This is a genomic window from Xanthomonas sp. AM6 (assembly GCF_025665335.1).
GTDB lineage: Bacteria > Pseudomonadota > Gammaproteobacteria > Xanthomonadales > Xanthomonadaceae > Xanthomonas_A.
In genome coordinates this window covers 2,479,920-2,500,970 of sequence record NZ_CP106869.1, presented here as the reverse complement: position 1 = coordinate 2,500,970, position 21,051 = coordinate 2,479,920, and the positions used below count along the sequence as shown (strand labels likewise).

Annotated in this window: 17 protein-coding genes; 6 read left to right on the top strand and 11 right to left on the bottom strand. The window is 70.6% G+C overall.

The genetic code is table 11. The annotated features are described in order from the left end of the window. Nucleotides 1–235: 235 nt before the first annotated feature. Complete coding sequence (locus OCJ37_RS10500) at nt 236–1,960, bottom strand: EAL domain-containing protein (protein ID WP_263109342.1); 1,725 nt, start codon at nt 1,958–1,960, stop codon at nt 236–238. A 4-nt stretch (nt 1,961–1,964) separates the two neighbouring features. Beyond that, on the bottom strand, nt 1,965–4,064 hold the full coding sequence (locus OCJ37_RS10495; protein WP_263109341.1) for a PAS domain-containing sensor histidine kinase: 2,100 nt from the start codon (nt 4,062–4,064) through the stop codon (nt 1,965–1,967). A 196-nt stretch (nt 4,065–4,260) separates the two neighbouring features. Here OCJ37_RS10495 and OCJ37_RS10490 point away from each other — a divergent pair, with 196 nt between their 5' ends. From OCJ37_RS10490 to OCJ37_RS10475, 4 genes are all read left to right on the top strand, one after another. After that, on the top strand, nt 4,261–7,050 hold the full coding sequence (locus OCJ37_RS10490; RefSeq protein ID WP_263109340.1) for a sensor domain-containing protein: 2,790 nt from the start codon (nt 4,261–4,263) through the stop codon (nt 7,048–7,050). A gap of 300 nt (nt 7,051–7,350) precedes the next feature. Then, on the top strand, nt 7,351–8,022 hold the full coding sequence (locus OCJ37_RS10485) for a PA4824 family protein (RefSeq protein WP_263109339.1): 672 nt from the start codon (nt 7,351–7,353) through the stop codon (nt 8,020–8,022). A gap of 76 nt (nt 8,023–8,098) precedes the next feature. Further along, a complete protein-coding gene (locus OCJ37_RS10480) occupies nt 8,099–9,847 on the top strand; it encodes an ABC transporter permease (RefSeq protein WP_263109338.1) in 1,749 nt (582 codons plus the stop codon). Nucleotides 9,848–9,868: 21 nt separating this feature from the next. After that, entirely contained in the window at nt 9,869–11,188 is a 1,320-nt protein-coding gene (locus tag OCJ37_RS10475; RefSeq protein WP_263109336.1) for an ABC transporter ATP-binding protein, read from the top strand. Nucleotides 11,189–11,397: 209 nt separating this feature from the next. Here the strand turns inward: OCJ37_RS10475 and OCJ37_RS10470 are convergent, their stop codons facing one another. From OCJ37_RS10470 to OCJ37_RS10445, 6 genes are all read right to left on the bottom strand, one after another. Further along, entirely contained in the window at nt 11,398–11,685 is a 288-nt protein-coding gene (locus OCJ37_RS10470; RefSeq protein ID WP_263109335.1) for a hypothetical protein, read from the bottom strand. 150 nt (nt 11,686–11,835) lie between these two features. Beyond that, nucleotides 11,836–13,026, bottom strand: coding sequence for a methyl-accepting chemotaxis protein (locus OCJ37_RS10465; protein WP_263109334.1), 1,191 nt, complete (start codon nt 13,024–13,026; stop codon nt 11,836–11,838). A gap of 129 nt (nt 13,027–13,155) precedes the next feature. After that, on the bottom strand, nt 13,156–13,770 hold the full coding sequence (gene hflD, locus OCJ37_RS10460) for a high frequency lysogenization protein HflD (RefSeq protein ID WP_263109333.1): 615 nt from the start codon (nt 13,768–13,770) through the stop codon (nt 13,156–13,158). Continuing rightward, nucleotides 13,767–14,909, bottom strand: a complete 1,143-nt coding sequence (mnmA, locus tag OCJ37_RS10455; RefSeq protein ID WP_263109332.1) for a tRNA 2-thiouridine(34) synthase MnmA — start codon at nt 14,907–14,909, stop codon at nt 13,767–13,769. Before mnmA ends, hflD begins: the two co-directional genes overlap by 4 nt. After that, complete coding sequence (locus tag OCJ37_RS10450; RefSeq protein ID WP_263109331.1) at nt 14,906–15,364, bottom strand: NUDIX hydrolase; 459 nt, start codon at nt 15,362–15,364, stop codon at nt 14,906–14,908. The genes mnmA and OCJ37_RS10450 overlap by 4 nt, the downstream gene beginning before the upstream one ends. Beyond that, nucleotides 15,364–15,855: a hypothetical protein gene (locus tag OCJ37_RS10445; protein WP_263109330.1), complete on the bottom strand. Its 492-nt coding sequence runs from the start codon at nt 15,853–15,855 to the stop codon at nt 15,364–15,366. Before OCJ37_RS10445 ends, OCJ37_RS10450 begins: the two co-directional genes overlap by 1 nt. An 87-nt stretch (nt 15,856–15,942) precedes the next feature. Here OCJ37_RS10445 and clpS point away from each other — a divergent pair, with 87 nt between their 5' ends. After that, complete coding sequence (clpS, locus tag OCJ37_RS10440; protein WP_263109329.1) at nt 15,943–16,263, top strand: ATP-dependent Clp protease adapter ClpS; 321 nt, start codon at nt 15,943–15,945, stop codon at nt 16,261–16,263. A 123-nt stretch (nt 16,264–16,386) separates the two neighbouring features. Next, nucleotides 16,387–18,669 (top strand): ATP-dependent Clp protease ATP-binding subunit ClpA, encoded by a 2,283-nt coding sequence (gene clpA / locus OCJ37_RS10435; RefSeq protein WP_263109328.1) that lies wholly within the window; start codon nt 16,387–16,389, stop codon nt 18,667–18,669. Nucleotides 18,670–18,795: 126 nt separating this feature from the next. Here the strand turns inward: clpA and infA are convergent, their stop codons facing one another. The 3 genes from infA to OCJ37_RS10420 form a co-directional block, all read right to left on the bottom strand. Then, nucleotides 18,796–19,014, bottom strand: coding sequence for a translation initiation factor IF-1 (infA, locus tag OCJ37_RS10430; protein WP_004425677.1), 219 nt, complete (start codon nt 19,012–19,014; stop codon nt 18,796–18,798). A 95-nt stretch (nt 19,015–19,109) separates the two neighbouring features. Then, entirely contained in the window at nt 19,110–19,847 is a 738-nt protein-coding gene (gene aat / locus OCJ37_RS10425) for a leucyl/phenylalanyl-tRNA--protein transferase (RefSeq protein WP_263109326.1), read from the bottom strand. 31 nt (nt 19,848–19,878) lie between these two features. Continuing rightward, nucleotides 19,879–21,000: a GNAT family N-acetyltransferase gene (locus OCJ37_RS10420; protein WP_263109325.1), complete on the bottom strand. Its 1,122-nt coding sequence runs from the start codon at nt 20,998–21,000 to the stop codon at nt 19,879–19,881. Between the last annotated feature and the right edge of the window lie 51 nt (nt 21,001–21,051).

Genomic DNA, 21,051 nt, shown 5'->3' with positions numbered 1-21,051 from the left:
TTGGGGATTGGGGATTGGCAAGAGCGGTTTTGCGCGGGGCTGTTCCGTCGCTGCGCACATCAATGAAAAGCCGGCATTGCGGTTTGCCAATCCCGAATCCCCAATCCCCAATCGCGGCCCCTCAGGGATTCGAAGCGCGGTTCTGCGCTTGTTGTTCCATTCCCATGCGCGTCAATGAAAAGCCGGCATTGCGGCTCTTGCCAATCCCCAATCCCGAATCCCGAATCCCAGCCCCTCAGGGCCCCGCATCGCGCCGCTGTTCGTCGTGCGTGCGGAACGCCTGGCGGATGTGTTCGCGCAGTTCGTCGTCGTTCCAGGGCTTGGTCAGGAAGCGGTAGATCGCGCCGCGGTTGATCGCGTCGGTGACCGTGGCCAGGTCGGTGTAGCCGGACAGCACCAGGCGGATGGTGTCGGGGTAGAGCATCTTCACCCGGCCCAGGAACTCGGTGCCGCTCATGTCGGACATGCGCTGGTCGGACAGGATCACCTGCACGTCGTTGGTGGCGAGCAGGTCGAAGGCGTCGCGCACGTTGCCGGCGGCCAGGATCCGGTAGTTGTCGCGGCGGAACAGGCGCACCAGCGAGCGCAGCACGTTCTCCTCGTCGTCGAGCAGCAGCAGGGTGCGGTCCGGGCGGGTCTCGGTGAACGATTCCGGGCGCAGGTAGCGCCGCCGCAGCGCCATGCCGGCGGCCTCGGCCGACATCGGCTCGCCGAACAGGTAGCCCTGGAAGATGTCGCAGTCGTTGCGGCGCAGGAAGCCCAGCTGCGCCTGCGATTCCACGCCGTTGGCGATCACCACCATGCCCAGCTGGTGGCCCATGGCGATGATGGCGCGGGCGATCGCCGCCTCGCGGTTGCCGGCCGGCGCGCTCTTGATGAAGCTGCGGTCGATCTTCAGCTTGTCCACCGGGTAGCGCACCAGCGCGCTGAGGCTGGAATCGCCGGTGCCGAAGTTGTCCAGGCTCAGGCTGATGCCTTCGCGGCACAGGTTGGCCAGGGTCTCGTGGACGAAGTTGACGTTGTTGGTCAGTGCGCTTTCGTTGATCTCCAGCACCATCATCTGCGGCGGCACGCCGGCCGCCTGCAGCGCGGACATCACTTCGTTGAAGAAGGTCGGGCGCAGCAGCTGCAGGGTGGAGACGTTGACCGCGATGGTGAAGTCGTCGAAGCCCTGGTCGCGCCACAGCCGCGCCTGGCGCAGCGCGCCCTCCATCACCCAGGTGCCGATCTGCACGATCACGCCCAGCCGCTCGGCGGTGCGCATGAACCGCTCCGGCACCAGGATGCCCAGCGTCGGCGACTGCCAGCGCAGCAGCGATTCCATGCCCACCACGCGGCCGTCGCGGGCGCTGACCATCGGCTGGTAGCGCAGGCGCAGCTCGCCGTTGGGGATCGCATCGACGATCTGCCGCGAGATGATGCTCTCGCTGTGCGCGCTGGGCGGGCCGTCGGCCGCGTACAGGCGCACCAGGTTGCCGCCCTCGCGCGCGGCCTGGTAGACCGCGTCCTCGGCGTAGTCGAGCAGGGTGGACAGCCGCGTGGAATGCTCCGGGCACAGGCTCACGCCGATCTTGCCGGTCATGAACAAGGTGTACGGCAGCACCGACAGCGGCAGTTCGATCTGCTGCCGGATCTCCTCGGCGAAGGCCTCCGGCGGCGGCACGTCGGCGGTGCGCGGCACCGCCATGACCAGCTCGTCGCTGCCGTGCCGCCACAGCAGGCCGCGCCCGCGCAGGTGCGCCTGCAGCCGGTGCGCCAGCAGCGCCAGCGCGTGGTCGCCCACTTCCGCGCTCATGTTCTCGTTGATCGAGGCGAAGTGGTCGATGTCGATGTGCAGCAGCATCACCCCCGGCCCGCCGGCCAGCGCCTCGCCGATCATGCCGGTCAGCGCCGGATGGCCGGCGCCCAGGCGCGACGGCAGTTCGTCGTCTGGCGGCACGGGGACAGCGGGATTCCACATCGTCTCAGGGTCCAGGTGGGTGCGCCGGCGTCGCCGCCGTGGCGTAGGGCAGGCACAGGGTCACCCGCGTGCCGGCGCCGGGCGCGGTATCGATCTGCAGGGTACCGCCTGCGCTCTGCGCGCGCTCGCGCATCACGATCAGGCCCAGCCCGCGCGGCCCGGCCGGATCGAAGCCGTCGCCGTCGTCGACCACCTCCAGGCGCAGCTGACGGTGCTGTTCGTCGCTCAGCGCCATGCGCACCTCGCCGGCGCAGGCGTGGCGCAGCACGTTGGTCAGGCTCTCCTGGGCGATGCGGAAACAGGCCTGCTCGACCTCGCCGCTGGGCCGCGCGGGCAGGGCGGCGATGTCCAGCTGCAGGCGCACCGGCGAGGCGCGGAACAGCATGCCGGCCTGCCAGCGCAGCGCCGCCTCCAGCCCGAGCGCGTCCAGCTGCGGCGGGCGCAGCAGGGTGGACAGGTTGCGCAGCTTGGTGATGCTGCTGTCGGCCAGCTGCACGATCTCGTTGAGGTCCTCGCGGCGGCGCTCGGCGTCGGCTTCGTCCAGCGCCGCGTGCGCGGACAGCTTCATCGCGGTGATCGCCTGGCCGATGTCGTCGTGCAGGTCGCGCGAGATCGCCCGGCGCTCGTCCTCCTGCAGCGAGAACAGCCGCCGCGCCATCGCCTGCAGTTCGCGGTTGCTCAGCGCCAGCGCGTCGCGCATGCGCTCGGGCTCGCTGAGATCGCGCACGATCAGCAGCTTGCAGTCGCGGCCGCTGTAGCGCACGTTGCCGAACGACAGCCCGGCATGGAACAGCGAGCCGTCGCGGCGCCGCATGCGCGCCGCCGCGCCGCGTTCGCCCTTGTCGCCGGCATCGCGCATCTGCTCGCGCACCTGCTGCAGGTCGCCGGGATGGACCAGCCCCTGCAGCGGTTCGCCGAGCAGGTTCTCGCCCTCGTAGCCGAACTGCCCGGCGCAGGCCGCGTTGGCGTACAGCACGTGCTCCTGGTGCAGGATCGCGACCCCGTCGGGCAGCACCCGCACCAGTTCGCGGAACTGTTCCTCGCGCTCGTGCAGCAGGCGCCGCGAGCGCTCGTGCTCGGTCACGTCCTGCAGGGTGCCGCGCACGCAGGCCGCGCCGGCGTCGTCGCAGGCGGTTTCGGCGCGCAGGTGCAGCATGCGCGCCTGGCCGTCGGCGGCCAGCACCGGCAGCAGCATGTCCAGCTGCACCGGCGCCGCGCCGCACATTTCTTCGAGCATGCGCTGGATGCGCGCCTGCGAGGCCAGGTCGGCCGGAATCAGCAGCTCTTCCAGGCGATGCGCGCGCGGCTCCTCCGGCACGCGCCGGCCGAGCATCCGGTAGACCTGGTCCGAATAGCGGCCCAGCCCGCTGCACGGGTCCAGTTGCCAGGAGCCGAGGCGGGCGATCGCCTGCGCCTCCTCCAGCCGCTGCAGGGCCTGGTCGCGGCGCTGCTGCGCCTCGTGCTCGGCGCTGCGGTCGCTGATCACCACCAGCCGCGCGTCGCGGCCCTGGTAGTCCAGGCCGGTGCTGCGCGACTCGACCATGCGCTGGCTGCCGTCGCGCAGGCGCAGCGGCTCGGCCACCACGCAGACCTTGGACGGCGTGTCGCGGATGCTCCGGATCACCTCGCGCATGCGCGCCGACGCGCCCGGCGGCCACAGCCGCTCCAGCTCCAGGCCGACGAAGGCGTCGTGCGGCCAGCCGAAGAAGGCGATCGCGGCCGGATTGACGTCGATCACCCGCAGCGTTTCCAGGTCGTAGACCAGCATCGGGCTGGGATTGGCCTGGAACATCTGCCGGTAGCCGGCCTCCGACAGCGCCAGCCGCGCGTGCACCTGCATCGCCCCGCGCACCAGGGGACGCAGCAGGAAGTACAGGGCGATGGCGGTCAACAGCAGGAAGACGGCGTCGTTGGCCAGGTTCAGCACGGCCAGCGTGCGCGGGTCGTCCACGAACCTGGCCAGCAGCAGGTCGCTGCCCAGCGACCAGCCAAGGCCCAGCAGCAGGTACAGCAGCGCGGTCCGCCAGATGCCGCGGTCCAGGCGCTGCGCCAGGCGCAGGTCCGACGACGGATGGGTCGGGGGGAGATCGAATTGTGGTTGCATGCCCCGACAGCCTGGTGCGGCGGTAGTTGTCCGCCGCCATCTTAGCGGCAAGCGGTCACCGCGGCCCACCAAGGCGGGCGGCCTGGCGGGCCCGGCGCGGCGGCATGCGGCCGGCCGCGCGCTCAATTAATGGCGGCGGGTGCCGTTATCTCCTTCGTCCGCCGGCCTCAGCGCGGTAGAAACGGAGCACCTCGGCGTGGATCAAGGCGTCATCGCAAGCTTGCTGCAGCATCCGCTCACCTCGGCTGTGGTCCTGTTGGACGCCGAAGGGCGGCCGCTGGCCGCGAACCGGGCCGCGCAGGCGCTGGAGCTGCCGCGCACCGTGGAGGCCTATGCCGAGCTGATGCGCGACGTACGCGAACGCCTGCTGGACGGCGAGGGCATGCTCGCCTGCGCCTTGCCCGGCACCGCGGGGCGGCGCCTGGACGGCTGGCTGCGCGCGGTCCGCGACGATGCCGGCGCGCTGCTGGCCTATACCCTGAGCGTGCCCGAGCCGGTCGACGGCAACGGCGCCACGCGCTGGGAAATCGCCCTGGACAGCGCCGAACACGGCCTGTGGGACTGGGACATCCCCAGCGACACGATCTTCCGTTCCGAGCGCTGGAAGCAGATGCTAGGCTACAGCGGCGAGGCGCCGGACTACGGGCTCAACACGCTGCTGCCGCTGGTGCACAGCGAGGACCAGGCACGCCTGCGCGAGGCGATCCGCGCCCATTTCGAAGGCCGCACCCCGACCTACGTCTGCGAGTTCCGGCTGCGCCAGCAGGACGGCCAGTGGCGCTGGATCCTGGACCGCGGCCGCATCGTCGCCCGCACCGCCGACGGCAGCCCGCTGCGCATGGTCGGCACGCATACCGACATCCACGAGCAGAAGCTGCTCGAGCAGCGCCTGCGCGACCAGCAGACCCTGCTGCGCGAGGCGCAGCGCATGACCCGCATGGGCAGCTGGTCGTGGGATCCGCTGCAGAACCGGATCTGGTGGTCGCGCGAGTTCCTGCACGTGACCGGGCTGGCCGAGGACCAGGTGCCGAGCAGCCGCGGCTGGCTGCGCCTGCTCAGCCGCGAGTCGGCCGCGCAGGTGATCGCGATCTGGCGGCGCATGCAGCGCGACGGCAAGCAGGCCAACTTCGAGGTCGAGCTGGTGCGCGGCAGCGAGGCGCCGCTGCACCTGCGGGTCTGGGCGCAACCGCAGCTGGAAGCCGACGGCGGCATCCAGCGCGTGCTCGGCCAGGTGCAGAACATCACCGAACAGCGCCAGACCGACGCGCTGATCCGCTGGCGCACCGAACTGCTCAACCGCGTCTCGGCGCTGGGCAAGATCGGCGGCTGCGAGATCGAGGTCGGCACCCGGCGCATGCAATGGACCGAGGAGTGCTACCGCATCCACGGCCTGCGCAAGGAGAACATCGACCTGGACCAGGCGCTGGCGCTGTACACCCAGGACTCGCGCGACGCGTTCGAGGCGGCGCTGGTGCGGATCGTCCACGGCGGGCTGCCCGAGCAGCTGGACCTGTGCTTCCACCGCCCGTCCGGGCACCGCGTCTGGGTGCAGGTGCTGATCGAACTGGACGACCGCGACGGCCTGCCGCCGCGCTTCGTGGTGCTGTTCCGCGACATCACCCGCGAACGCGAGGCCAGCGAGCGCATCGAGCTGCTGGCCCACTACGACCTGCTGACCGGGCTGCCGAACCGGCAGCTGCTGCGCGAGCAGGCCGAGAAGGCGATGCACGACGCGGTGGAGCGCGGCAGCACGCTGGCGATGCTGTTCGTAGACCTGGACGGGTTCAAGAGCATCAACGATTCCTTCGGCCACGCCACCGGCGATGCGCTGCTGAAGCTGGCCGCCACGCGCATGCACCAGCAGCTGCGCACCAGCGACCTGTTCGGGCGCTTCAGCGGCGACGAGTTCGTGGTGGTGCTGCGCGACCTGGCCGAGCCGGGCGACGCCGGGCACGTGGCGCGCAAGCTGATCGCGGCGCTGGCCGAGCCGCTGCACAACGGCGAGAACGTGATCAAGATCGGCGCCAGCATCGGCATCGCCCTGATGGAGGAGGGCCGCCAGGATTTCGACAGCCTGCTGCGCGCCGCCGATGCGGCGATGTACGCGGCCAAGGAATCGGGCCGCAACACCTGCCACTACTACAGCCAGGACGTGCTGCTGCGCGCGCAGCGGCGCCTGGAGATCGAGCACGCGCTGCACGGCGCGCTGGACCGCGAGGAGTTCTCGCTGGTGTACCAGCCGCTGGTGCATGCGACCGGCGAACGCGCGCCGGCGGTGGAGGCGCTGCTGCGCTGGCACCGCCCCGGGCATGGCCACTGCAATCCGGCCGAGTTCATTCCCATCGCCGAGGAATGCGGCGAGATCGTGCGCCTGGGCGACTGGGTGATCAACGAGGCCTGCCGCCAGGCCGCGGCCTGGGACGCGGCGGGGCTGAGCTTCGACCGCATATCGGTCAACGTCTCGGCGATGCAGCTGCGCGACCGCGGCTTCGCCGAGCGGGTGATCGAACTGTGCCAGCGCAACGGCTGGTCGCCGAAGCGGCTGGAGCTGGAGCTGACCGAGTCGGCGCTGATCCGCGACACCGAATCGCTGCGCCGCTGCTTCGAACTGTTCGAGCAGGAAGGCGTGCTGCTGGCGGTGGACGACTTCGGCACCGGCTTCTCCAACCTGCATTACCTCAACCGCTTCCCGGTGCAGCGGCTGAAGATCGACCGCAGCTTCGTGCAGGACATGCTGCACGACAGCGGCACCGCCAAGGTCACCCAGGCGATCGTGCAGCTCGGCCACGCGCTGGGCATGCAGGTGGTGGCCGAGGGCGTGGAGACGGCGCAGGAAGAAGCGCTGCTGCGCGAGCAGGGCTGCGACGAGATCCAGGGCTATCTGCACTCGCGGCCGCTGCCGCCGCGGGAGCTGGCGGCGTGGCTGCGCACCCGTCACGGCATGCTGCCGGCGACGCAGCCGCGGCTGGTGCTTGCTGGCCAGTGAACGCCTGCCGCGAGGCCGCGCGGCACGGTGTTGCGGCGCCGCATTGGCTGGCTATACTGCGCGCCCATCGCCCCCGGCCAGAGGCCACTTCCTTGGACAGTCATCCTAGACCGACGCTGCAGCTGTTGAGCTGACAGGACCGCCAAGGTCTGGGTTCGTCCCAGATGGGTCCCGTCCGCTCAGGACGGGACCGTTCGCCACCGCCGCCCGGCGCTGGCGAGATTTCCGCAGTACGCATGCCCGATCCGCGAGGCCTTTCCGAGCGTGAGCCCCTGGCGTTTCCGCAGTCCGGAGCCGCCCATGCATCTGTCGTCGTCGTTGTCGTTGTTGTTGTTGTGCGCCCTTTGCACGCTGCCGGTCGCCCGCGCGCATGCCGGGGCCAGTCTGTGGGTGGACGATGCGTCGATCACGGCCGCCGGCCACTGCCAGGTGGAATCGTGGTGGCGCGACGCCGGTGCCGGCGAACTCACTGCCGCCCCCGCCTGCGCCTGGGCGTCGACCGAAGTCGGGCTCACCCTGAGCCGTGGCCTGGGCGCTGCCGCCTCCGCGTTCGCGATCGGCATCAAGCAGTCGCTGCGCGATCCGGAGCAGGGCGGGTGGGGCGCGGCGCTGTCGCTGGAATCGAGCTGGCAGGCGCGTTCGCCGCGCTATGCCGAGAGCACGCTCAATCTGCCGCTGAGCTTTGCCCTGGACCCGCAGCGGCGCGCGCTGCTGCACGTCAACCTGGGCTGGTCGCAGCCGCGCAGCGGCGTCGGCGGCGCGCATGCCGGGCTGGGCCTGGAGCGCGCCGCCGGCGGCCACTGGACCTGGCTCGGCGAGTGCTACCGCGAACGCGCCGCGACCCTGGCCCAAGCCGGCGCCCGCTACGCGTTCAACGGCGCGGCGAGCGTCGACCTGCTGGCCGGGCGCCGCAGCGCCGATCCGGCGCAGCGCTGGCTGACGCTCGGCTTGAATGTCGCCTTGCCGGACTGAGTCGCCGTCCCCCGCTGGTTCCACCATCTCCCCCACCCGCGGCGCATCCGCTGCGCCATCCTGCCGGAAACTTCCCATGGTGCTACTTCCCCGCGACCGCAACGCGCCCGGCGCTGTCGCCGCACGCCCCGGCGTGCTGCCCAATCTCCACGACCTGGCGGTGTTCGCGCTGCTGCTGGCGCTGGGCGTGCTGCTGCTGCACGGCGCCGCCGACATGCGCGCGCCGCTGCCGCCGCCGGGCACCGCGGCGGTGTCGCTGGACCTGCGCCAGCTGCCCGAATACGGCCTGCGCACCACCTTGCGCATGTTTGCGGCGATGGCCGCCTCGCTGCTGTTCACCTTCGTGGTGGCGACCCTGGCGGCCAAGAGCCGCCGCGCCGAGCGGCTGATCGTGCCGGCGCTGGACATCCTGCAGTCGGTGCCGGTGCTGGGCTTCCTGACCTTCACCGTGACCTTCTTCCTGGGCCTGTTTCCCGGCCGCCAGGTCGGCGCCGAGCTGGCCTCGGTCTTCGCCATCTTCACCAGCCAGGCCTGGAACATGGCGTACTCGTTCTACCAGTCGCTGCGCAACGTGCCGCGCGACCTGGACGAGGTCGCCCGCGGCTTCGGCCTGTCGTCCTGGCAGCGCTTCTGGCGGCTGGAGGCGCCGTATGCGACGCCGGCGCTGGTCTGGAACATGATGATGTCGATGTCCGGCGGCTGGTTCTTCGTGGTCGCCTCCGAGGCGATCACGGTCGGCGATCACACCCTGGAACTGCCCGGCATCGGCTCCTACCTGGCGCTGGCGATCGCGCAGCGCGATTTCGCCGCGGTCGGGTGGGCGGTGCTGGCGATGGGCGTGCTGATCGCGCTGTACGACCAGCTGCTGTTCCGCCCCATCGTCGCCTGGTCGGACAAGTTCCGCGCCGAACTCACCGCCTCGCAGGACAAGCCGCAGTCGTGGCTGTACGACCTGCTGCGGCGCACCCGCCTGGCCAAGCGCCTGGTCGCGCCGCTGGCCTGGGTTTGGCAGCGCGCGTTGCTGCTGCGCTGGGCGCCGCGGCAGGCACGCCCGGCGGCGGTGCAGGGCGGCGCCGCGAGCGCCTGGGGCGACCGGCTGTGGAGCGCGGCGCTGGCGATCGCCGGGCTGGCCGCGGCCTGGTTCGCGTTCGACTACGGCCGCCGCCACCTGGGCCTGCACGACCTGGCCGAGGCGTTCGGCGGCGGCCTGGCCACGCTGGCGCGGGTGGTGGTGCTGATCGCGCTGGCCAGCGTGGTGTGGGTGCCGATCGGGGTGTGGATCGGGCTGCGCCCGACGCTGGCGCAGCGGGTGCAGCCGCTGGCGCAGTTCCTGGCCGCGTTCCCGGCCAACGTGCTGTTCCCGTTCGCGGTGCTGGCGATCGTCGCCACCGGCGCCAACCCCGACATCTGGCTGTCGCCGCTGATGATCCTGGGCACGCAGTGGTACATCCTGTTCAACGTGATCGCCGGCGCCAGCGCGTTTCCCACCGACCTGCGCGAGGCGGCCACGGTCTACCAGCTGCGCTCGTGGACCTGGTGGCGGCGGGTGATCCTGCCGGGCATCTTCCCGTACTACATCACCGGCGCGCTGACCGCCTCGGGCGGTTCCTGGAACGCCAGCATCGTCGCCGAACTGGCCAGCTGGGGCGACACCCGGGTGCAGGCGTACGGGCTGGGTTCCTACATCGCCCGCGCCACCGCCGCCGGCGACGGCGCGCGGGTGCTGCTCGGGGTGGCGGTGATGTCGCTGTTCGTGACCCTCTTCAACCGTGCGGTGTGGCGGCGCCTGTACGCCTTCGCCGAACGCCGCCTGCGCTTCGACTGACGACCCCCTGGAGAAACGACCATGACCTTTTCCGCAAGCGCCCCCGAGCGCGCACCGCTGGTCCGCGTGCAAGGCGTGCGCAAGAGCTACGACAAGGGCGGGGCGACCCCGCTGGTGGTGCTGGAGGACGTCGACCTGACCCTGCATTCGGGCCAGATCGTGGGCCTGCTCGGGCGTTCGGGCTCGGGCAAGTCCACGCTGCTGCGCGCCATCGCCGGGCTGCTGCAGCCCAGCGCCGGCAGCATCGCGTTCCGCGACGCCACCCCGTCCCAGGCGATCGACGACATCGCGATGGTGTTCCAGAGCTTCGCCCTGTTTCCGTGGCTGACCGTGCTGCAGAACGTGGAAGTCGGCCTGGAGGCGCGCGGCGTGGCCGTCGACGAACGCCGCCGGCGCGCGCTGGCGGCGATCGACCTGATCGGCCTGGACGGCTACGAGGGCGCCTATCCGAAGGAGCTGTCCGGCGGCATGCGCCAGCGCGTCGGCCTGGCCCGCGCGTTGGTGGTGCGGCCCAAGCTGCTGCTGATGGACGAGCCGTTCTCGGCGCTGGACGTGCTGACCGCCGAGACCCTGCGCACCGACCTGCTCGACCTGTGGTCGGAGGGGCGCATGCCGATCGAGTCGATCCTGATGGTCACCCACAACATCGAGGAGGCGGTGCTGATGTGCGACCGCATCGTGATCTTCGGCGCCAATCCGGGCCGGGTGATCGGCGAGATCCAGGTCACCCTGCCGCAGCCGCGCAACCGCCTGGCGCCGGCGTTCCGCGCCCTGGTCGACGACATCTATGCGCGCATGACCGCCAGCCCGCAGCGGCCGCAGGCGCGCGAAGGCGTGTTCCCCGGCAGCGGCATCGCCATGGTGCTGCCGCGGGTATCGAGCAACCTGCTGGCCGGCCTGGTCGAGGCAGTGGCGGCCGAGCCCTACCACGGCCGCGCCGACCTGCCGCCGCTGGCCGCCAGCCTGCAGCTGGAAGTGGACGAACTGTTCCCGATCGCCGAAACCCTGCAGTTGCTGCGCCTGGCAGTGTTCGAGCAGGGCGACCTGCAGCTGACCCCGGCCGGGCAGCGTTTCGCCGAGCTCGGCACCGACGCGCGCAAGCAACTGTTCGCCCAGCACCTGGCCACCTACGTGCCGCTGGCCGCGCACATCCGCCGCGTGCTCGACGAACGCCCGACCCACCACGCGCCGGCGCGGCGCTTCCGCGACGAACTGGAAGACCACATGTCCGAGGACTACGCGGCGGAAACCGTGCAGGCGGTGACCAGCTGGGCGCGCTACGCCGAATACTTCGCCTACGACAAGCAGGCGGACCTGTTCTCGCTGGAGAACCCCAGCTAGGGTGTTTCAGCGATTCGCAGACGCCGCGCCTTGTATCCAGCACCTTGTAGGAGCGGCTTCAGCCGCGACCGGCCCTGCGGTCAGAATCGGTCGCGGCTGAAGCCGCTCCTACAACATCCGCAGCGCGACCCGCGGGGCGCGAAGACGGAAGATGTCTCGATGCGCTGCCGCTCATCCGCGGCGCAGGCCGCGGCGGCTACGCCGGTCGGTCAGTCGTGATCGCCAAGCGCCAGGTAGCCAGGCAGCGGCGGCGCGGTGCCGGCCGCGGCGATGGCGGTCCCGTTCAGGCCCATGTCCCAGGCCAGGCCGGCCCAGACCGGGTCGGCGATGCCGCCGTCCTGCGCCGCCGGCGCACGTCTGCCGAGCATCTGCCGCAATTCGTCCTGCGCCAGCGCTTCCAGTTGCCGCAGCGCGCTGCCCGGCTGGCGCCGTGCCGCGGCGGGCTTGGCGCCGTCGCCGGTGCCCGCGCCCGGGTGGGCGGAGGCGGCAGCGTGCATGGCGCTCAAGTCGTCGCAGGGCATGGCCTGGGCTCGGGACTGGGACTGGAAGGGCATCGACTCGGCCGGACGGGGAAGGGCAGAGACGACAAGCCCCGGCCGGGGCCGGGGACTGGTCGCTTCATGGTGTGGCAGGGAACACGGCGCCGGTCAGAACAGTTCGACGGTGCCGGCGCCCATGCTCTGCTGCGCCACCGGCTTGTGCGGCGGGCGCTCCCACTCCACGCGCATCTCGCGCAGGCGGCTGCCGACCCGCTGCAGGGCTTCGACCAGTTCGCTGTCGAACACCCCGCCGTTGCGATGCAGCAGTTCCTGCAGGGCCACGGCCTCACGGTTGATCGCGGTCAGGCGGTCCAGGTGGGTGTGCACGCCGCCCAGGGCCTGGGTCGCGATGTCCTCGAACTGCAGGGCGCGCACCGCTTCGGCGACGCTGCTGTCGATGGCACGGCCGCATTCGGAGATCTCGCGCATGCCTTCGCCCAGCGAGTTGTTGATCGCCGCCACGTTGTCCAGCATCGACGCGGCCTCGGCGCGCGCCTCGCGGGAGCGGTCCATGTCGCGCGAGGCCATGTGCGAGACCGTCTCGCGGACCTTGGCGATGGCGTCCTTGGAACTGTGCGCCAGCTTGCGGATCTGCTCGTTGAAGGTGGTCGAGCGCTCGGACAGGTTGCGCACCTCGTCGGCCACCACCGCGAAGCCGCGGCCCGCCTCGCCGGCGCGCGCCGCTTCGATCGCCGCGTTCAGCGCCAGCAGGTTGGTCTGGTCGGCGATCGACTTGACGTCCTCCAGCAGCGCGAAGATGCCGTCCAGGTGCTGCGACATGTCGTCGATGTAGTGCACCGTGGCGCTGCTCTGGCCGCTGACCTGTTCCAGCGCCTCGACCAGTTGCTCCATGCGCTGGCTTGCATGCTGGGCGAAGCGGGCCACGTCGACCCCGGCACCGCCGTCTTCGCCGGCGCGGTCCACGATCCGGGCCAGCGCCACGCTCTGCTGCCGCGACTTGCGGTTCATCGCCTCGAAGCTGCCGCCCAGGCCGCTGACCGCCTGGCGGATCAGTTCGCGGGCCCGTTCGATCTCGCTGCGCGAGCCTTCGATCTCGTTGCCGACGAAGTTGCGCAGCTCCGACAGCAGCTGATCCTGCTCGCGCATGATCTTGGACTGCTCCGGCGATCGCCGGCTCTGGCTGTAGGCCGTCCAGGCGGCAAAGCCCAGCCAGCTCAGCGTCATCGTGGTGAGGATGGCCCAACGGACCGGGGCCGGCCAATCGAAGCCAGCGGCGATGGGGAACAGCAGCGTCAGGGCGAGCGGGGCGGCCAGACGGATCAAGAGGCGTGAGTACATGGACGTTCTCGGCAGATTCACGATTGCTGTATCGGCCGTCCCCCCTCGGTCTTTAGCCGCGGCGTGGCATCGATCGCGTCCGCGTGGCGAAACGTGCCCTGCGTCGAGAAGCGCAGGGCCGGGCGGCGCTCAGCGCAGCGCCCGGTCCACCGCCTCGAGCATGCGCCGCTTGGCCAGCAGGAAGTCCCACAGGCTGCCGCCCATCTGCCGCCACAGCACTGCCGAGCGCATCGCCGCCAGCAGCAGCGCGCGGATCTCCGCCACCACCCCGGCCTGGCCCAGGTAGTGCGGGTTGCCCTGCACCATCACCCGCGGGCGCAGGTGGCTGATGGTATCGGCATACAGCTGGCCCAGCGCGCCGATCACCTCCGGGTGCGCGCTGTCGGCGTGTTCGGCCAGCGCCGGCGCGATCCGGGCGATGCCGGCGGTGACCTTGGCGCCGGTCTCGGTGTCGCGCACGAAGCGCCGCTCCAGCTGCAGCACCGCCAGCGCCAGCCGCGGCAGCGCCTCGTCCTGGCCCTGGTTGCGGAAATAGTTGTGCAGCAGGCGCAGCCCTGGCGCCACGTCGGCGGCGCGGCCGTAGACCGCTTCGGGGGTGGCGGCGTCGGTGCGGAACACGCTGTCGAGCAGGGTCCGCACCAGCGATGCCTCCGACTGCCCGGTCTCGGCGATGCGGCGGACCTGCTGCAGGGCCTGGGCGACGCCGGCCAGCGCCAGCACGCGCGCGTCCATGGAATCGGTCATCGGATGGTTTCCTCGTGTGGTGCGGAGTGCTGCTGCGCCAGGCGGCGTTCCAGCGGGGCATCGGTGGTGGCGATCACGGCGCCGCCCAGGCAGTCCTCGCCCTGGTACAGCACCAGCGACTGGCCGGGAGTGACGGCGCGCTGCGGCCGCGCGAAGCGCACCGCCAGGGTGCCGTCGTCGCCGACCTCGACCGTGCACGGCTCGTCGGCCTGGCGGTAGCGGGTCTGTGCGGTGCAGTCGAAGCGCCGCGCCGGCGCCGATCCGGCGATCCAGTGCGCGGTTTCCGAGTGCAGCCGGGCGGCCATCAGGTAGGGGCTGTCGCGGTCCTGGTCCACGTACAGCACGTTGCGCGCCACGTCCTTGCCGACCACGTACCACGGCGCCGCCGCGCGCCCGCGCACGCCGCCGATGTTCAGGCCCTCGCGCTGGCCCAGGGTGAAATAGAACACGCCGGGGTGCTCGGCCACGACCTGCTCGTGCGGATCGCGGATCTCGCCGCGGCGGGCCGGCAGGTAGCGGCCGAGGAACTCGCGGAAGTCGCGCTCGCCGATGAAGCAGATGCCTGTGGAATCCTTCTTCGCGTGGGTCGGCAGGCCGGCCTCGCGGGCGATGCGCCGCACCTGCTCCTTGGGCAGCTCGCCGACCGGGAACAGGGTCGCGGCCAGTTGCGCCTGGCCGAGCTGGTGCAGGAAATAGCTCTGGTCCTTGTTGCGGTCCACGCCGCGCAGCAGCCGCCAGCGGCCGCCGGCGAAGGCCACCCGGGCGTAGTGGCCGGTGGCGATGCGCTCGGCGCCCAGTTCGCGCGCCGCGTCCAGGAAATGCTTGAACTTGACCTCGCGGTTGCACAGCACGTCCGGGTTGGGGGTGCGCCCGGCGGCGTATTCGGCCAGGAAGTGCGCGAACACGCCCTGCCAGTATTCCTGCGAGAAGTCGCGGAAGTGGAACGGCACGCCGAGCAGGCCGCACACCGCCACCGCGTCGCGGCGGTCGTCCTCGGCGCGGCAGTCGCCGCTGCCGTCGTCGGCCCAGTTCTGCATGAACAGGCCGGCCACGTCGGCGCCTTGCCGCACCAGCTGCCAGGCCGCCACCGACGAATCGACGCCACCGGAGACGCCGACCATGATCCGCGCGCCGTTCATGGCAGCTGCCGCACCAGGTCCAGCGGATAGCGCCTGCCGCCCAGGAAATCGGCGACCACCTGCCAGACCAGCGGGCTGCGCCAGCGCGGCGCGGCGGCCTCCAGTTCGGCCGGGGTCATCCACAGCGCGCGCACGATGCCGTCGTCCAGCGGCCGCTGCGGATCGTGCGCGAGCGGCTCGGCGGCGAAGGCGAAGCGCAGGTAGTGGCGGCCGTTGTCGGCCTTCCACTGGTAGGCGCCGATGAACGCGGTCAGCCGCACCTGCCAGCCGGTTTCCTCCAGCGTCTCGCGCAGCGCCGCCTGCAGCAGGCTCTCGTCCGGCTCCAGGTGCCCGGCCGGCTGGTTCAGCACCAGCGCGCCGGCGATGGATTCCTCCACCTGCAGCAGACGGCCGTCGCGCACCACCACCGTGGCCACGGTCACGTCGGGCTGCCAGGGGCCGGGGGCCAGCGCCATCAGAACGCGTCCTTGCCGGCGTTGAGCTCGGCGTCCATCGCGTCGGCGCCGCGCGCGGCCGCTTCCAGCGCCTCGCGCAAGGCGGTGTCGTCGGCATCGGCGGCGAGCTTGACCACGAACACCGCGGTGCCGCCCTGGCGCACCCAGCCGCCGAGGATGTCGGCCTGCGCGTCTGCCAGCAGGCGGTTGGCGACCGCGGCCGGCAGGGTGTCGCCCTTGGCCTGGTAGGCCGGCGACCAGATCTCGCGGATCCGGTGGCTGCCGAAGGTCTCCACCGGCGAGCGCACGTAGATCAGCTGCTGGCGCTCGCGGCCCTGCGCGCGCAGCCCGAACAGCAGCTGGTAGTCGCCGTCGGCATCGGCCTGGACGTCGTAGCCCATCGCCTGCAGGCGCTTGCCCAGCGCCTGGTCCGGCGCGGCCAGCGCCGGCGCGGCGGCGCCGGCCAGGAGCGCGGCGAGCAGGGCGGCCGTGCGGAAAGTCGTCGAATGCATGCGTTGCGCCGTCAAAGAAGGGGAATTGTGCGGGCAGGATCGGCGATCGTCCAATCCAGGCCGACAGCCGCCGTATATAATTGGCGCATGCCTCGCAAGAATTCTTCAGATCACGACCACGGCGTCATGGTGGAGACCGGCAAGCCGGAAGTCGCCCGCCCGCCGATGTACCAAGTGCTGTTGCTGAACGACGACTACACCCCGATGGACTTCGTGGTGACCGTGCTGCAGCAGTTTTTCTCGCTGGACCTGGAACGGGCCACGCAGGTGATGCTGCACGTGCATACCCGCGGCCGCGGCGTCTGCGGGGTCTATACCCGCGAGGTGGCTGAATCCAAGGTGGCTCAGGTGAACGAGTTCTCGCGGATGAACCAGCACCCCCTGTTGTGCACGATGGAAAAAGCCTGATATTGGTAAGCGTCGGTCACCGGTTTGCCCGGACTAACGCGGTCTGAACACACTGATCCGATAGGGTTGTGGAAATTCGCAACTCCAGCCGCATATTGTTGGCAACAGACGTCGGAGTGAACCATGTTCAGCAAAGATCTCGAGCAAACCATCGGCCAGTGCTACAAGCGCGCCCGGGAAGCCCGCCATGAATTCATGACGGTCGAACACCTGTTGTTGGCATTGCTCGACAACCCCTCGGCGCAGGCGGTGCTCAAGGCCTGCGGCGCCGATGCCGAGCGCCTGCGCGGCGAACTGGAGCAGGCGATCGAGGCCTCGGTCTCGCGCCTGGCCGAGGACGACGGCCGCGACACCCAACCCACGCTGGGCTTCCAGCGGGTCTTGCAGCGGGCGGTCTACCACGTGCAGTCCTCGGGCAAGAAGGAGGTCACCGGCGCCAACGTGCTGGTCGCGATCTTCGGCGAAAAGGACTCGCATGCGGTGTATTTCCTGAACCAGCAGGACATCACCCGGCTGGACATCGTCAACTACCTGTCGCACGGCATCGCCAAGCTGGGCGAGGAGGGCGAGAGCCCGGCGCCGTCCGACGGCGAGCCCAAGGGCGAGGCGGGCGACGGCGAACCGAAGGGCGACGCGCTGGCCGAATACGCCAGCAACCTGAACGAACAGGCGCGCAACGGCCGCATCGACCCATTGGTGGGCCGCGCCGACGAGATCGAGCGCACCATCCAGGTGCTGTGCCGCCGGCGCAAGAACAACCCGCTGTACGTGGGCGAGGCCGGCGTGGGCAAGACCGCGATCGCCGAGGGCCTGGCCAAGCGCATCGTCGAGGGCAGCGTGCCCGAGGTGCTGGCCGACGCAGTCATCTACTCGCTGGACCTGGGCGCGCTGGTCGCCGGCACCAAGTACCGCGGCGACTTCGAGAAGCGCCTGAAGGGCGTGCTGACCGCGCTGAAGAAGGTGCCCAACGCGGTGCTGTTCATCGACGAGATCCACACCATCATCGGCGCCGGCTCGGCGTCGGGCGGCACCATGGACGCGTCCAACCTGATCAAGCCGGCGCTGGCCTCGGGCGACCTGCGCTGCATCGGCTCGACCACCTTCCAGGAATACCGCGGCATCTTCGAGAAGGACCGCGCGCTGGCGCGGCGCTTCCAGAAGATCGACATCGTCGAGCCGACCGTCGGCGAGACCTTCGAGATCCTGCAGGGGCTCAAGCCCAAGTACGAGGCGCACCACGGCGTGACCTACGCCGACGACGCGCTGCAGGCGGCGGTGGACCTGTCGGTCAAGCACATCGGCGACCGCCTGCTGCCGGACAAGGCCATCGACGTGATGGACGAAGCCGGTGCGCGCCAGCGGCTGCTGCCGCAGGGCGTGCGCAAGGAGCTGATCGACATCGAGGAGATCGAGACCATCGTCGCCAAGATGGCGCGGATCCCGGCCAAGCAGGTCAGCGCCACCGACAAGGACGTGCTGCAGCACCTGGAGCGCAACCTGAAGATGGTGATCTTCGGCCAGGACCCGGCGATCGAGACGCTGGCCTCGTCGATCAAGCTGGCGCGCTCGGGCCTGGCCAACCCGGAGAAGCCGATCGGCAACTTCCTGTTCTCCGGTCCCACCGGCGTCGGCAAGACCGAGGTGACCAAGCAGCTGGCGCTGCAGCTGGGCATCGAACTGGTGCGCTTCGACATGTCCGAGTACATGGAGCCGCATTCGATCAGCCGCCTGATCGGTGCGCCCCCGGGCTATGTCGGCTTCGACCAGGGCGGCCTGCTGACCGAGAAGATCGTCAAGACCCCGCACTGCGTGCTGCTGCTGGACGAGGTGGAGAAGGCGCATCCGGACATCTTCAACATCCTGTTGCAGGTCATGGACCGCGGCGTGCTGACCGATACCAACGGCCGCGAAGCCAACTTCAAGAACGTGATCCTGGTGATGACCACCAATGCCGGCGCCACCCAGGCTTCGCGTCGCTCGATCGGCTTCACCAAGCAGGACCATTCCACCGACGCGATGGAGACCATCCGCCGCAGCTTCACCCCGGAGTTCCGCAACCGCCTGGACGCGGTGGTGCAGTTCCAGCCGCTGGCGTTCAGCCACATCCTGCGCGTGGTCGACAAGTTCATCATCGAACTGGAGATGCTGCTGCAGGAGAAGCACGTGTCGCTGTCGGCCACGCCGACCGCGCGCGACTGGCTGGCCCAGCACGGTTTCGACCCGCTGATGGGCGCGCGGCCGATGGCGCGGGTGATCCAGGACAAGGTCAAGCGCCCGCTGGCCGACGAACTGCTGTTCGGCAAGCTGGTCGGTGGCGGCCGCGTCACCATCGACGTGCGCGACGGCGAGCTGGTGGTGGAGACCCAGGCCGAGCCGGAGCGGCTGTTGCCGGCGACCGTCGAGTAATCGGCGGTTCGGCGGAACGCCGGACACGACAAAAGGCGGCTGCAGCACCTGCAGTCGCCTTGCGATGTCACCGATGAGACGAAAAGGCGGCCGATGGCCGCCTTTTTCACGACCGCTGCGGGGCGATCACTTCATGCGGTAGGTGATACGGCCCTTGGTCAGGTCGTACGGGGTCATCTCGACCTTCACCCGGTCGCCGGTCAGGATGCGGATGTAGTTCTTGCGCATGCGGCCGGAGATGTGGGCGATGATCTCGTGCCCGTTTTCCAGCTTGACCCGGAAGGTGGTATTGGGCAACGTCTCGCTGACGGTGCCTTCGAATTCGATGGAGTCGTCTTTCGACATGTATTCCTGTGCGATTTCGCGTGCGGCCAAAGGCCTTAAGATCGGGGATTTTACTCGCCTCGGCCGCCGCATGCAAAGTTTGCGTTAACCCCCGCTCAGGGCGCGGCCAGTTCCGCGGCCGCCAGTTCGCCGAAACGCGGGGTCCACGGGCCGGCCGGGGCGGGGTCGGCGACCAGGGCGGCGATCGCGTCGAGGAAGGCGGCGCGCGGCCAGCGCTCCGCGCCCAGGCCGAGCAGGTGGTCGTTCTCGACCTGGGCGTCGATCAGCGGCCAGCCCCAGCCGTGCAGGCGCCGGGCCAGCGCCGCCAGCGCCACCTTGGAGCCGCCGCTGCGCGCGCTGAACATGCTCTCGCCGAAGAACATGCGCCCGCGCGCCACGCCATAGATGCCGCCGACCAGCTCCTCGCCGTCGAACACCTCCACCGAGTGCGCATGCCCGGCGCGGTGCAGGGCGAGGTAGGCGGCCGCCATCTCGGCGGTGATCCAGGTGCCGTCCTGGCCCGGGCGCGGGGTCCGCGCGCAGGCCTCGATCACCTGCGCGAACGCGGTATCGGCGCGCACCCGCCACGGCGAACGGCGCAGCGAACGGCGAAAGCGCGAGGACAGCCGTACCCCGTCGCTGCGGAACACGGTGCGCGGGTCCGGGCTCCACCACAGGATCGGCTGGCCGTCCGAATACCACGGGAAGATGCCGTGCGCGTAGGCGGCGAGCAGGCGCGTGGGCGACAGGTCGCCGCCGATCGCGAGCAGGCCGTCCGGGTCGCGCAGCGCGCTGGCCGCCGGCGGGAACGGGGCGGCGGGGTCGTCCGGGAGCAGGGCGGGGAGACGGCGCATCGGGCGCAGCGTAGCCGATCCGGAGGCGCTTTCAGTCCTGGCGGAACGGCGAGTGCCGCAACAGCGCCGCCGCGTGCTGCCGTACCGCCGCGCGTTCTTCGGCGCACCAGTCGGCCAGCGGCGCGCGGAAGCCGGGGTCGGCGATCCAGTGGCGGCTGCGCACCAGCCGCGGCAGGAAGCCGCGGGCGATCTTGTGCTCGCCCTGCGCGCCGGGCTCGAAGCGGGTCAGGCCCTCGCGCAGGCAGTAGTCGATGCCCTGGTAGTAGCAGGTCTCGAAATGCAGGCCGGGCAGGGTGTCGCCGCCCCAGTAGCGGCCGTACAGGGTGTCGCCGCCGCGCAGGCACAGGGCGCCGGCTACCGGAACGTCATTCTGTATTGCAAGAAATATCAGGAGGTTGCGCGGCATTTCTCGCGCAAGATGCGAGAAGAAGTCCGCGGTCAGCGCCGGCGAATTGCCGTAGTCCTCGAAGGTGCGCAGGTAGAAGCCGTACATCGCCTGCAGGTCGTCGGCGCTGGCCTCGTCGCCATGCACGATGCGGAAGCCGATGCCGGCGCGCTGCACCTTGGCCCGCTCCTGGCGGATGTTCTTGCGCCGCTTGTGGTCCATCGCCGCCAGGTAGGCGTCGAAGTCGGTCCAGCCGGCGTCGTTGTGCCACTGGTACTGCACGTCGCTGCGCGCCAGCCAGTCCTCGCCGAACGCGGCGTCCTCGTCGGCGCCGTGGAAGTTCACGTGCGCCGAGGACAGGCCGCTGGCTTGGGTCAATGCCTGCATCGCGGCGAGCAGCGCCTGGCGCCCGGCGGCGTCGCGGGCCAGCAGCCGCGGCCCGGTCACCGGCGAATACGGCACCGCGCACAGCCATTTGGGGAAATAGTCCTCGCCGTAGCGCGCATAGGCGTGCGCCCAGGCGTGGTCGAACACGAACTCGCCGTGCGAATTGGTCTTCAGGTAGCCGGGTGCGGCGGCGACCAGGGCGTCCCCGTCCCACAGGGTCAGGTGCAGCGGCGTCCAGCCCCAGTCCGGGCGCAGGCAGCCGTGCCGCTCCAGCCCGGCCAGGAACGCGTGGGCGACGAACGGGTTGCGGCCGTCGTGCAGTGCGTCCCAGTCGGCGGCGGCGACCTCGTCGAGCCGGTGCAGCCAGCGCACGCCGCTCATGCCTGCGCCCGCGTGCGCATGGCCGGCAGGATCAGCGGGCGCGCGGGCGCC